This is a genomic window from Pseudomonas sp. LH21 (genome assembly GCF_036549575.1).
GTDB classification, from domain to species: Bacteria; Pseudomonadota; Gammaproteobacteria; order Pseudomonadales; family Pseudomonadaceae; genus Aquipseudomonas; species Aquipseudomonas peradeniyensis.
The window spans coordinates 2222559-2234736 of sequence record NZ_CP144367.1 but is presented as its reverse complement, the minus strand read 5'-3'; the positions used below and the strand labels follow the sequence as shown (position 1 = coordinate 2234736).

The 12178-nt window shown below is 66.2% G+C and carries 10 protein-coding genes; 1 reads left to right on the top strand and 9 read right to left on the bottom strand.

The window, feature by feature from the left end:
- Nucleotides 1–13: 13 nt before the first annotated feature.
- From VUG52_RS10325 to VUG52_RS10300, 6 genes are all read right to left on the bottom strand, one after another.
- Complete coding sequence (locus tag VUG52_RS10325) at nucleotides 14–892, bottom strand: acetaldehyde dehydrogenase (acetylating) (protein ID WP_050706400.1); 879 nt, start codon at nucleotides 890–892, stop codon at nucleotides 14–16.
- 15 nt (nucleotides 893–907) lie between these two features.
- Complete coding sequence (gene dmpG, locus VUG52_RS10320) at nucleotides 908–1921, bottom strand: 4-hydroxy-2-oxovalerate aldolase (RefSeq protein WP_050706399.1); 1014 nt, start codon at nucleotides 1919–1921, stop codon at nucleotides 908–910.
- Nucleotides 1922–1948: 27 nt separating this feature from the next.
- Nucleotides 1949–2992: an AbrB family transcriptional regulator gene (locus tag VUG52_RS10315; RefSeq protein WP_050706398.1), complete on the bottom strand. Its 1044-nt coding sequence runs from the start codon at nucleotides 2990–2992 to the stop codon at nucleotides 1949–1951.
- Between the two features lie 85 nt (nucleotides 2993–3077).
- Nucleotides 3078–4316: an ATP-grasp domain-containing protein gene (locus VUG52_RS10310; RefSeq protein ID WP_050706397.1), complete on the bottom strand. Its 1239-nt coding sequence runs from the start codon at nucleotides 4314–4316 to the stop codon at nucleotides 3078–3080.
- A gap of 216 nt (nucleotides 4317–4532) precedes the next feature.
- Nucleotides 4533–5363, bottom strand: a complete 831-nt coding sequence (locus tag VUG52_RS10305; protein ID WP_050706396.1) for a hypothetical protein — start codon at nucleotides 5361–5363, stop codon at nucleotides 4533–4535.
- A gap of 49 nt (nucleotides 5364–5412) precedes the next feature.
- Entirely contained in the window at nucleotides 5413–6585 is a 1173-nt protein-coding gene (locus VUG52_RS10300; RefSeq protein WP_050706395.1) for an MFS transporter, read from the bottom strand.
- A gap of 94 nt (nucleotides 6586–6679) precedes the next feature.
- Between VUG52_RS10300 and VUG52_RS10295 the strand changes: the two genes are divergently transcribed.
- Nucleotides 6680–7588: a LysR family transcriptional regulator gene (locus VUG52_RS10295; protein WP_050706394.1), complete on the top strand. Its 909-nt coding sequence runs from the start codon at nucleotides 6680–6682 to the stop codon at nucleotides 7586–7588.
- Between the two features lie 117 nt (nucleotides 7589–7705).
- Here VUG52_RS10295 and preA read toward each other — a convergent pair whose 3' ends face one another.
- The 3 genes from preA to hydA all read right to left on the bottom strand — a co-directional run bounded on the left by preA (nucleotide 7706) and on the right by hydA (nucleotide 11979).
- The gene (gene preA / locus VUG52_RS10290; protein ID WP_050706393.1) at nucleotides 7706–8980 is read right to left on the bottom strand and encodes an NAD-dependent dihydropyrimidine dehydrogenase subunit PreA; all 1275 of its coding nucleotides are present in this window, start codon (nucleotides 8978–8980) and stop codon (nucleotides 7706–7708) included.
- Nucleotides 8981–10348 carry an NAD(P)-dependent oxidoreductase gene (locus VUG52_RS10285; RefSeq protein ID WP_050706392.1) on the bottom strand — a complete coding sequence of 456 codons (1368 nt, stop codon included), beginning with the start codon at nucleotides 10346–10348 and terminating at the stop codon, nucleotides 8981–8983.
- Between the two features lie 191 nt (nucleotides 10349–10539).
- Entirely contained in the window at nucleotides 10540–11979 is a 1440-nt protein-coding gene (gene hydA / locus VUG52_RS10280; protein ID WP_028692552.1) for a dihydropyrimidinase, read from the bottom strand.
- Between the last annotated feature and the right edge of the window lie 199 nt (nucleotides 11980–12178).

Genomic DNA, 12178 nt, shown 5'->3' with positions numbered 1-12178 from the left:
CCAGAGGTCCGTTTCAGGCGGCGCGCACGGCCATGCGGCCACGCGCCATGAGCGCGGCCATGTGGGTGGCCGTCGCGGTGATGATGTCGAGATTGCCGGCACTTGGATCGAGGTAGTCCCCCGCTCCCTCGACCCGCACCATGGTGAACAGGCGACCTTCGCTGTAGTGCAGGTCGACGATCACCTCGTAGCCCGGCACGGCCTCGCGCACCAGCGCCACGGCCCGCTCCACCTCGCGACGGGTAGCGGCCAGGTCGGCCTGGGCGATCAGTGCCGAGACCGCCGTCTGCATGTAGACATTGGGCTTGGCCGGGTTGATGTTGAGGATCGCCTTGACCTGAGCGCAGCCGGTGAAGCGCCGCAGCGCCTGTTCGGTGGTGGTGATGTAGTTGCTCAGGTTGCGGCGGGTGGCGGGGCCTGCGCTTTCGGCGCTGATCGACGACACCACCTCGATGTAGCGCACCGCCGGGTTGGCCCGGGCGATGGCGGCGGCCAGCGGAATCGAGGCCTGCCCCCCACAGGTGATCATGTTGACGTTGCTCGCCCCGGTCAGATCCAGGCCGTTGAGCGAAGGCACGCACAGTTGGCCCAGGGCCGCCGGGGTGAGGTTGATGATCAGCTTGCCGGCCTCGATCAGGCGTGGTGCGTGGCGCTCATGGTCGGCGGCCGAGGTGGCGTCGAACACCAGGTCGAACTCGCCGATCCGGGCGAACAAGCCTTCGATGCCATCGGCGGTGGTGGCGACCCCGCGCTCCCGGGCGAAGGCCAGGCCCGCGGAGTGCGGGGAACGTCCGGCGACCAGCGTGCAGTCCAGGTCAGGGTGGGCCAGGACCTTGCACAGGATGTCGCAACCGATGTTGCCGCTGCCGATAATGGCGGTTTTCAGGGACATGAACGCACTCCAGGGTCAGGCAACAGAAGGTTGGGAAAGGCGGCTGGCCACCGAGATGATCAGATCTTCCTGGCCGGCCACCGCATTGCACTGGGCCAGGGCTTCGTAGATTCGCCGTGGTTCGACGCCGAACTCGCTGGCGGCGCGCGCGACATGTTTCTCGAAACCGCTGCACACGCCATACAGACCGCTGATCAGGTTGGCGGTCTTGACGACCGTGGGCGTGCTGACCGGGGCGATGCTCTCCAGCTGCTCGATGGCGCGGCACAGGGCGAAGATGTCCACGCCGGTGGCGAAGCGGTAGCGCTCCAGCACGGCGCACAGGGTCTCCAACTGGGTGTTGCCGGCGCCGGCGCCGAAGCCGCGCATGCAGCCGTCGACGATGGTCGCCCCGGCCTGGACCGCGGCCAGTGAGTTGGCGATGGCCAGGCCCAGGTTGTTGTGGCCATGGAAGCCCAGCGGAATCGACAGTTCGCTGCTGAGCAAGGCAATGCGCTCACGGGTGCTGTCCGGATCGAGGTGGCCCGCCGAGTCCATCAGCACGATGGCGTTGGCGCCATAGCCCTGCTGTTTGGTCGCCTCCTCGAGCAACCGCTCGGGGCTGGCCATGTGGCACATCATCAGCACGCCATGCACATAGGCGCCGTTGGCGCGGGCATGCTCGATATAGCTTTCGGTCACGCTCGCCTCGGTGCAATGGGAGGCGATGCGCAACACCTCGACACCGATCCGCAACGCGGTATCGATATCATCGAGCCTGGCGAAGCCTGGAATCATATGGATGCCCAGGCGCGTGCGACTGAGGTTGGCGCGCGCGGTCTCGAGCATCTCGGTGTCGGCGTGGCGGGCCAGGCCCAGTTGCAGGGACGATGCCCCCAGGCCGTTGCCGTGGCCCACCTCGACCACGCTCAGGCCGCAGCCGTCGACTGCACGGCAATAGGCGGCGATATCTTCCAGGCTCAACGAATGGGAGACGGCATGGTTGCCGTCGCGCAGGGTCGGATCATGAATGGCGATTGCAGCGGTCATCGAGATCGAGTCCTTGTGATCGAAGGTTCAGTTGCGCGGTGAGTCGGCAGCCGGCTCGGGCTGGAGTAGCCGCTTGGGCAGGAACGCCGGCGAGATATGAATAATCGACATGCGCACCACGTGGTTGAGCATGACGAAGGCAGGGTCGAGCTTGAGCAACAGGGCTGCCGCGGTCATGACCTCGACACCGCCCGGTACCCAGGACATGAACAGTGCGAGGAAGGGCTTGCCGGTGAGCTGGGCGGCAAGCGCGGCCACCAGCAAGGTGGTGCAGAACGTCAGCGTGGTCACCACCAGACCCGCACGCACGTATCGCAGCACGTCCCCCAAGGTGATGTCGCGCAGGCGGATGCCGATCAAGCCGCCCAGCAGGATCAACGCCACCATCGCCACCGGGTCGGGTACATGCAGGTTGAACTGGGGCATGCCGATGTTCACCGCGGCGGCGCACACCAGCCCGGTCAGCATGTAGGGCGCGGGCACATCCAGACGCTCCAGCAGGTAGCCGGCAACCACCGCGACGAGCGCGACCGGCACGATGCGCAGGTAGTCGCCCAGGGTTCCCGCCGCATGCGCCGCGCTGTCGCCATGGCCACCGGCGATCAGGGTGACCACCAGCAACAGCGCGAGCAGGCGCACGATATGCACGAAGGCGATGCGTCCGGAGGCCGGCCCCTCTTCTCCCGACACCGTCATCACCGCCGCCATGGCGCCGGGAATCGCACTGAGCAGGCTTTCGATATGGCCCCACTTCTCCATGCGTCGCAGCCAGTTGTAGCCCACCAGGATCTGCGTGGTCATGCACACCAGCAGCCCGAGCAGGATGCTGACGTCGGTGAGCTCGTGCATCATCGAGGCGGTGACCGTGGAGCCGACGCTGATGCCGAGCAGCAACTGCACGGTGGCCACGAACGGAAACGGCATGCGCATGCGCACGCCCCACTTGCTCAGCGCCGTGACCGCGCAGATGGCGCCGATCAGTTCACCGAGCGGCAGCCCGGTGAGAAATCCCAGCCAGGCGCCCAGGGCCGCGACCGGAATGGGGATAAGGCTCTCGATCAAAGGTTTCATGGCATCGTCACCTGTCTGCAGGCATGACCGTCCCGACTGGCGGCACGGTCAGCAAAAGTGATGGAGGAACGGGACGGATCAGCGGCTAGACGACGGCCGCTTCGTTACCCGCCCAGTCGCAGCTTTCGTGGAACCAGCGCTCGACTTCGCCAAGGCGCAATTGCAGTTCACGCTCGTTGCGCCCGGCGACGATGGCGTTGAGGATTTCCGAGTTGGTGAACTCCATCGACCGGTAGGCGGTCATCCTGCTCGCCGAGATGCGGTACTCCAGCACGCCGTCCAACGGGCAGTCGCTCGGCACCTCGCGCAACAGGCCGACCCGCGGTGGAATGCTGATGTGCCCGACCATCTGCCGCGGCTCGATCATGGCCGCCGGACGATACTCGGGATCGCGCAGCGCGCGCAGGAAGCTCATGCGCGGATCCAGGCCCCAGGCATGGCTGATCTCCTGGTTGAAGAACACCCCGCCCAACCGCGAGGCGATTTCGCACAGGACGATCTCGCCCGCGTCGGTGACGAACAGTTCGAGGTGGAACAGCAGGGTCGGCTCGGAAGGCAGCACGTCCTCGACCAGCGCGCGGGCATAGCGCACCAGCTTGTCGCGCATCGGATTGCTGGCATCGAGCATGTGCAGGTCGTGGGCCTTGCCGCCGAGAAAATCCAGCGCCGAGGTCATCACCCGCACCGGCGACACCAGGATCGGCTTGCCGTCGATGTACAGGCCGTTGACGATGTAGTGGCTGCCCCGCACGTAGCGCTCGATCATCAGGTTGTGGAAGGTGGTGGCGCCGCGCGCGGCCAGCCACTGGCGCAGCTGCGGCAGGTCCCTGAGCACTTCCACGCCGTTCGAGCCACGCCCATCGCGCGGTTTGACCACCACCGGGAAGCCGTGCTGCTCACTGAACTGGATCGCCCCGGTGGCGTGGGTCAGCGGCGCCATGTCGGCGACGGCGAAACCACGGTCGCGGGCCCGCTGCTTCATGAAGAACTTGTCGCGATAGAACATCGCGCGCCCCTCGGCGCCCTGGCTGACACCCAGCCGGTCATTGATGCGCGCCGCCCGCAGCACGTCGATTTCGGCCAGTGCCACGCACAGCGGATCACGCATCTCGCGGGCCATGTCATGGACATCCACCTCGACCAGCGCGTTGTCGTTGAAATAGTCGAACAACCGGTACGCCACTTGTTCGCCAAGGTGCGCGGTGATTTCCTGGGCGCGGGAGTTGCAGCTCAGCAGCATGCCTCCCGGCCCTAGCGCGTCGGCCCAGCTTTGCGCGCTGTGCTGGAGAATGATCTTGGGGGGACAGAAGACGATCAGCTGCATGGGGCGTTCCTTGCGTACTTGCATGAGTCAGAAAGTGACCAGGCACCAGGGCTAGGTTCCACTATGATTCTGCTGAGGAGTCGGTGGCCGATGCCAATACCGATTCAGTCGTTATTGATACTCCTCGCCTTGCCCGCGCAGGCGGTTTGCAAGGCGCGCGAAAGCGCTGCCATGTCGGGGAACATGGCAGGCGACTTTCATGCGGGATTCAGCCGGTCAGATCAGGCAGGCGGCGCAGTCGCGCATCACCTCGGCCTTGCGCTGCAGGTACTGGGCAAAGACTTCGCGGGCCGTGGTCCTGTCCACCGCGATGCCCATGGCCTTGACGAAGGCCTCGACCGCCTCGACCGCGTGGGCGAAATGATTGCTCTCGGTCCCCCCGGTGTGCACGGTGACCCAGGCTACGGTCTTGCGCACCTGCTCGGGCGGGACGCCCATGTCGCGCTCGAACCAGCGGGTGTACAGCGGATGGATGTACTCCACTTCACCGTGGGTGTAGACCTCATGCACCAGCGTGGTCAGCAGGCCCTGGAGCAGGTCGCGATCACGCAGGCGGCGGGCATCGGTCCAGTCCTTGAACGCCTGCGCGGATGGCAGGCAGTTTTCCTTGAGCAACCACTGGTCGTCGCCGCAAAGGGGCGTGGCCATGTTGTAGAACAGGTCGGCATGCAAGGTGTTGCCCAGCGCCCCCAGGTCCTCGTCGGTGATCCGCTGCAGGCTGCCACACACCTGGTAGATCTGCTGCGCCGCGGCGCTGCCCTGCTCGGAACGCGCCAGCAGGGTCAGGCGATTGGCCAACCCGGAGACGCTGGCGGCCGAGTTGTTGGTCTTCGACCAGCTGGCGAAGAACTTGCGCAACGCCGCGGCGCCATGGCGGCGCGAGGTCAGCACCTGGAACGCCTGCTCGATGTCGACCAGCGCGGCCTCCTGGTTGCGGAACTCATCCCATAGCGCCTGTTTCAGCACGCCGGCAGGCATCTCCTGCAACACCGGTTCAATCACATTCAGCAACTGGCTGTGCACGGTCGGCAAGTTACTCACGGTCATCTCACTCTTTTCCTTGTTGGATGATGATGTAGCGCGTTGAGGAAACGATTCATTGCAATGGCTGGACCGCCGGCCCACGGACCGGCGCCACCCGCCAGCTGCCCCGCGCGATCAGCAGCGGCAGCAGCTGGAACACCACGATCAGGGCGACGCAGCCACCCCACCCCCAGCGTTCCCAAAGCCCGCCGGGCACGAAGGCGCCGAAGCTGCCACCCAGGTAGTAGCAGCTCAGGTACAGACCGACCGCGGCAGATTTCTGCCGGGGTGCCTGGGCGGTGATGAAGGCATTGGCAGCGGCCTGGGCGAGAAACACGCCGGTGGAGCTGAGCGCCAGGCCCAGCACGATCAACCACAGCGACGGGGACAGGGTCAGCGCCGAGCCGGCGATGCCCAGGTAACCGGCCACCCGCACCAGGTCGGCATGGGGCCGCGCCTTGCTCAGGCGTCCGGCCAGCGGCACCACCACCAGCGCCAGCAGGAACACGGCGTAGATGGCACCCAGCGCGGCGGTGCCCAGGGCAAACGGGGCCTCGCTCAGGTGCAGGCCGACGTAGGTGAAGGTCGCGACCTGGGCAAACAAGACGCAGAACCCCACGGCATAGGCCCCCAGCAACGGCCTGCTGGCGAGCTCGCCAAGCGCCAGCGGCTCGCGCCTGGCTGCGGGCGGGTTGCGCGGCAACAGCAGCGCGATGCCCAGCGCGACCGCCAGGCTGAGCCCCGCCTGGACCGTCAATGCCACGCGCCAGTCAGCAAGCTCGGTGACCAGTCCGGTGAGAAAACGCCCGCAGAAACCGCCGAAGATCGTGCCGGCAACATAGACGCTGGTCATTTCGGTCACAGCACCGCCCTGCCAGCGCACGCCGATGTAGGCCACGCTGGTGGCGAACACCATCGGAATGAACAGCCCCTGCACCGAACGCCACAGCAGGAATTCGCCATAGCTGCCCGCCCACGCCGCCAACAATGCAGGCAGCGCCAGCAACAGCGCCGCCCCGGCGATAACCCGGTGCTGCTCGCCGCGCGCCGTCAGCCAGCCGACAAAAGGCGCGGTCAAGGCCACGGCAAGGATGGTCACGGTAATGCTCCAACTGGCCTGGCGCAGCGTTACCGGAAAGGCCCGGGTCAGTTCCGTGAGCAGGCCCTGGGTGGAATAGAGGTTGAGAAATGCGGCACATCCGCCAAGAAATAGGGCAATTCGGGGGAAATCGGCGGGAAAACGCATACAAACACTCGTAAAAAATTGTTACAGGTTTATAAGGTAGGACGAACTTTGGATCCAATACCTATTCCCGACCGATTGATACTCAAGGAAGAACATGATGGATTTGCGCCGTCTGCGCTGTTTCCTGGTGGTCAGCGAGGAATTGCACTTCGGCCGAGCGGCAGCGCGCCTGCACATGGCCCAGCCGCCGCTGACCCGACAGATATCGGCACTGGAGACGGAGCTCGGGTTTCGCCTGTTCGACCGCAGCACGCGCAACGTCAGCCTTACCACCGCGGGCCGTCACCTGCTGCCCTACGCCCGCGGCGTGCTCGAACAGGTCGACCTGACCACGGCGATCACCAGCAAGCTGGCGGCGGGTTCGGCCGGCCAACTGACGGTCGGCTATGCCAGTTCGATCGCCCTGTCGGACACCTTCAGCCATACCATCCAGGCGTTCTGCTCGAAGTACCCGGATGTGCAGCTGAATGTGGAGGAAGGTGCTTCCAGCACTCAGTGCACGCAACTGATCGAAGGCCGCCTGGATATCGGCATGAGCCGCATGCGCCCATCAGGTGACGATCCTCAGGTCCAGGCCATCTGCGTGGACAACGAGCCGCTGGTCGCGGCCGTTCCCAGCGACAGCCCCCTCGCCCAGCAGTTGCAGGTCAGCCTGGCCGAGCTCGGCGAACTGCCGCTGATCACCTTCCCCCCGGACTACGGCTCGGGCTTGAACGAAATCATCCTCGGCCTGTACCGCCGCCACGGGCTGACGCCGCGCCCGGCGCCAAGCGGTCGGCAGATCACCTCGATCATCGCCCTGGTTGCCGCGGGTCGTGGTGTCGCGGTGGTACCGCAGTGCACCCGGACCTTGGTCAGGCGTGGCGTGTCCTACCTGCCGCTGGCCGAGCCCGGCGCCTGCGCGCCGCTGCTGGTGCTGACCCGCAGGCACGAGCGCAGCCCACTGGTGCGGGCGTTCGTCGAGGTGATCGAGCAGACCTTGCGCGGCGGTCTGAGCGGGTAGACGAAAACTTCGTGGGAGCGGGCTTGCCCCGCGATAGCGTTCGACCTGCGTCCAACGCTATCGCGGGGCAAGCCCGCTCCCACTAGAGACCTGCGTGAGGTCTGCGTCCCACCGACCTCAACCCGCCTCGCGATAGGGATTACGCGGATCCTGCGTCCAGTTCATGTACGGCTTGCCGGTGTCCTGCGCCTGCATGTCGATGCAGCCCTCCACCGGGCAGGTGATCTGGCACAGGTTGCAACCGACGCACTCGGCTTCGATCACGCTGTAGGCGTGGGTGCCGTCGGCCTTCAGGGTGCTGGCGATGGCCTGGTGCGAGGTGTCCTCGCAGGCGATGTGGCAGCGCCCGCAGCCGATGCAGGCGTCCTGGTCGATGTGCGCCACCGACTGGTAGTTGATGTCCAGGTACTTCCAGTCGGTGGTGTGCCCCACGGCCTGGCCGCGAAACGCCTCGAGGTTGCGGTGGCCGTGCTGGTCCATCCAGCGCGCCAGGCCGTCCTTCATGTCGTCGACGATGCGAAAGCCATGCAGCATCGCCGCCGTGCACACCTGCACCGCGCCGCTGCCCAGGGCGATGAACTCGGCGGCGTCGCGCCAGGTGCCGATACCGCCGATGCCGCAGATCGGCAGGCCTTGGGTCTCGGGATCACGGGCGATTTCCGCGACCATGTTCAGGGCGATCGGCTTGACTGCCGACCCACAGTAGCCGCCATGGGTGCTCTGGTCGCCGACGATGGGGTGGGCGACCATGCGGTCGAGGTCGACGCTGGTGATCGAGTTGATGGTGTTGATCAAGGACACCGCATCCGCCCCACCCCGGTGCGCGGCGCGCGCCGACTGGCGGATGTCGGTGATGTTGGGGGTGAGCTTGACGATCACCGGCAGCGCGCAGTGGGTCTTGCACCAGCGGGTGACCATCTCCACGTACTCCGGCACCTGGCCGACGGCGGCGCCCATGCCGCGCTCGGGCATGCCGTGGGGGCAACCGAAGTTGAGTTCGATGCCGTCGGCGCCGGTGGCCTCCACCAACGGCAGGATGAACTTCCAGGACTCCTCGATACACGGCACCATCAGCGACACGATCAGCGCGCGGTCGGGCCAGTCCTTCTTGACCTGGGTGATCTCGCGCAGGTTGATCTCCAGCGAGCGGTCGGTGATCAGCTCGATGTTGTTGATGCCCTGCACCTGGCGGTTGGCGCCGAAGTGCGCCGAGTAGCGCGACGACACGTTGACCGCCGCCGGATCCTCGCCCAGGGTCTTCCACACCACCCCGCCCCACCCGGCCTCGAAGGCGCGGACCACGTTGTAGGCTTTGTCGGTGGGTGGCGCGGAGGCCAGCCAGAACGGATTGGGTGCCTTGATGCCGGCGAATTCGATGGACAGGTCGGCCATTTACGCAGCCTCCACGTTGAGCATGAGTTGGGCATGGATGGCTTCGGCGGCCAGCTTGCCATGTTGCACGGCCTGGACGGTGAGGTCCTGGCCCAGCGCGGTGCAGTCGCCGCCGGCGTAGATGCCGGGGACCGAGGTCTGCATGTGCGCATCCACCTGGATGCGCTCGCCGTCGCGGGCCAGTTGCGCCGCCAGCGGGTCAGCCAGGCTTGCGTCGTCGAAGCGTTGGCCGATGGCCTTGAAGATCGCGTCGGCGGCAAGTTCGAAGGTCTCGCCGGTATCGCCCAGGCGTCCGTCGACCAGCTGGGTGCGTACGAAACGCATGCCGCGCACACGCCCGGCATCATCCAGCAGCACGGCATCGGGCCGGGCCCAGGTGTGCAGGCGCACCTGGTTGTGCTTGGCAATCTCCTGCTCATGGCCGGTGGCGCCCATGTCGGACACGCCACGGCGGTACACCAGGTTGACGTCGCGGGCACCCAGGCAACTCATCTGCACGGCCATGTCGATGGCGGTGTTGCCGGCGCCGAGCACCAGGCAGCGGTCGGCCAGCGGCAGCTGGGTGAGGTCGTCGGCCTGGCGCAGCTCGCGGATGTACTCGGTGGCGGCGAGCATGCCTGGCGCGTCTTCGTCCGGCAGGCCCAGCTGGCGCACGGCAGCCAGGCCCAGGCCGAGGAACACCGCGTCGTACTGGGCATGCAGCTCGCCCAGCGACAGGTTGGCGCCCAGGCGCTGGCCATGGCGGATCTCGATACCGCCGATGCCCAGCAGGAACTCCACTTCGCGCTGGGCGTAGTCGTCCACCAGCTTGTAGCGGGCGATGCCGTACTCATTGAGGCCACCGGCTTTCTCCCGCGCCTCGAAGATCACCACGTCATGGCCGTGCATGGCCAGGCGGTGCGCGCAAGACAGCCCGGCGGGGCCGGCACCGACCACGGCGATGCGCTTTCCGCTGGCCGGCGAGCGCTGGAACGGATGCTCGGTAAAGCCGGCGTGGTCCAGGGCGTAGCGCTGCAGCTGGCCGATCAGCACCGGCGCGCATTCCTGGGCGTTGTTGCGCACGCAGGCCTGCTGGCAGAGGATCTCGGTCGGGCACACCCGGGCGCAGCTGCCGCCGAGGATGTTGGCCGAGAGGATGCGTTCGGCGGCGCCCTGCAGGTTCTCGTCGCTGATGCGGTGGATGAACGAGGGGATGTCGATTTCGCTGGGGCAGGCATTGACGCAGGGCGCGTCGTAGCAGTACAGGCAGCGCGCGCTTTCGACGGCGGCCTGGCGGGCGGTGAGCGGGGGCGCGAGGTCGCTGAAGGCCTCGGCCAGCTGGTCGGCGCCGGCCCGGGGGCGCGGCAAGTGGTTCAGGGCGTCGATCACGGTTGTAGCCTCTCGCTTTTTTATGGGCTCAGGCGGCGGTCACTCGCCTGTCCGTTCTGAGGGATGGCAGTCAACAGGAGCATGTGTCTGTGTTGTTATCAGGGGGCGCTTTGCGCCCCTTTCGCGGCACAAGGCCGCTCCTACAGGGGATCGCGTTCTGCTGTAGGAGCGGCCTTGTGCCGCGAAAGGCCTCAGCGCTGAACCGGTGTCGGCCGCTGGTGCTCGGCCCGGCGTTCCAGCACCTCGTACACCGACGGATACGCCGGCCGCTCCACGTAGCGCCCCGCGCCCGGTTCGGCGCGCAGGTCGCCATCGGCCCAGAGCACCTTGCCCTGGCTGATGGTGTGGCTGGGGATGCCGCGCACGGTGCGGCCTTCGAAGATGTTGAAGTCGACCCGCTGGTGATGGGTCTGGGCGCTGATCGTGCGCGTGCCCTGCGGGTCCCACAGCACCAGGTCGGCGTCGGCGCCGACGCGGATCGCGCCCTTGCGCGGGAACAGGTTGAAGATCTTCGCGGTGTTGGTGGAGGTCAGCGCGACGAACTCGTGGATCGACAGGCGCCCGCTGTTCACCCCGGCATCCCACAGCACCGCCATGCGGTCCTCGATGCCGGCGGTGCCGTTGGGAATGCGGCTGAAGTCGTCACGGCCCATGGCCTTCTGCTCGGCGCAGAAGCAGCAGTGGTCGGTGGCGGTGGTGTGCAGGTTGCCCGACTGCAGGCCGCGCCACAGCGCCTCCTGGTGTTCGCGCGGACGGAACGGCGGGCTCATCACGTAGCCGGCGGCGGTGGCCCAGTCCGGGTCGCGGTAGACGCTGTCGTCGAGCAGCAGGTGGCCCGGCAGCACTTCGCCGTATACCGGCTGGCCCTTGGCCCGGGCATAGGTGATTTCGTCCAGCGCCTCGCGGCTGGAGACATGCACCAGGTACAGCGGCGTGCCGAGGGTCTCGGCGATGCGGATGGCGCGGCTGGCGGCCTCGCCCTCGACCTGCGAGGGGCGCGACAGCGGATGCGCCTCGGGCCCGGTCAGGCCCTGGGCCAGCAGTTTTTTCTGCAGGTGATACACCAGCTCGCCGTTCTCGGCGTGCACCGTCGGCACCGCGCCCAGTTGCAGGCAGCGTTCGAAGCTGGCCACCAGGGTGTCGTCTGCGGCCATGATCGCGTTCTTGTAGGCCATGAAGTGCTTGAAGCTGTTCACCCCATGCTTGGCCACCAGCTCGCCCATCTCCTCGGCCACCTGCTCGCTCCACCAGGTGATGGCGACATGAAAGCCATAGTCGCTGGCGCTCTTCTGCGCCCAGCCGCGCCAGGTGTGGAACGCCTCGAGCAGTGATTGCTGTGGGTTGGGAATGACGAAGTCGATGATCGAGGTGGTCCCCCCGGCCAGGCCCGCGGCGGTACCGCTGAAGAAGTCCTCGCTGGCCACCGTGCCCATGAACGGCAGCTGCATGTGGGTGTGCGGATCGATGCCACCGGGCATCAGGTACTGGCCAGAACCGTCGAGAACTTCGCAATCGGTGGGGGTTTCGAGGTGGCTGCCAATGGCGCGGATCAGGCCATCGACACACAGGACATCTGCACGGTAACTCTCTTCATGGGTAACCACGGTGGCGCCACGGATCAACAGGGACATGCCGTTTTCCTCGCAGGCTGACCGGTCTTCTGGCCGGTTCTTGGAATTGTTTCGGGCCGGGCGCTGGAGGCGATTCGCTCAATCCTGTCAGGCCTGACAAGAATCGAGGCTAGTATCTGATCGGATATTGATCAAGAAAAAATCTATGCAAATGTCTTATTTCGTATCTTGTTGATTATTAACGATAATTTATCGAAAT

Bases quoted from the DNA above. Each gene is read 5' to 3' on its own strand.
- VUG52_RS10325 (WP_050706400.1), bottom strand. From the start codon at position 892: ATGTCCCTGAAAACCGCCATTATCGGCAGCGGCAACATCGGTTGCGAC.
- dmpG (WP_050706399.1), bottom strand. From the start codon at position 1,921: ATGACCGCTGCAATCGCCATTCATGATCCGACCCTGCGCGACGGCAAC.
- VUG52_RS10315 (WP_050706398.1), bottom strand. From the start codon at position 2,992: ATGAAACCTTTGATCGAGAGCCTTATCCCCATTCCGGTCGCGGCCCTG.
- VUG52_RS10310 (WP_050706397.1), bottom strand. From the start codon at position 4,316: ATGCAGCTGATCGTCTTCTGTCCCCCCAAGATCATTCTCCAGCACAGC.
- VUG52_RS10305 (WP_050706396.1), bottom strand. From the start codon at position 5,363: ATGACCGTGAGTAACTTGCCGACCGTGCACAGCCAGTTGCTGAATGTG.
- VUG52_RS10300 (WP_050706395.1), bottom strand. From the start codon at position 6,585: ATGCGTTTTCCCGCCGATTTCCCCCGAATTGCCCTATTTCTTGGCGGA.
- VUG52_RS10295 (WP_050706394.1), top strand. From the start codon at position 6,680: ATGATGGATTTGCGCCGTCTGCGCTGTTTCCTGGTGGTCAGCGAGGAA.
- preA (WP_050706393.1), bottom strand. From the start codon at position 8,980: ATGGCCGACCTGTCCATCGAATTCGCCGGCATCAAGGCACCCAATCCG.
- hydA (WP_028692552.1), bottom strand. From the start codon at position 11,979: ATGTCCCTGTTGATCCGTGGCGCCACCGTGGTTACCCATGAAGAGAGT.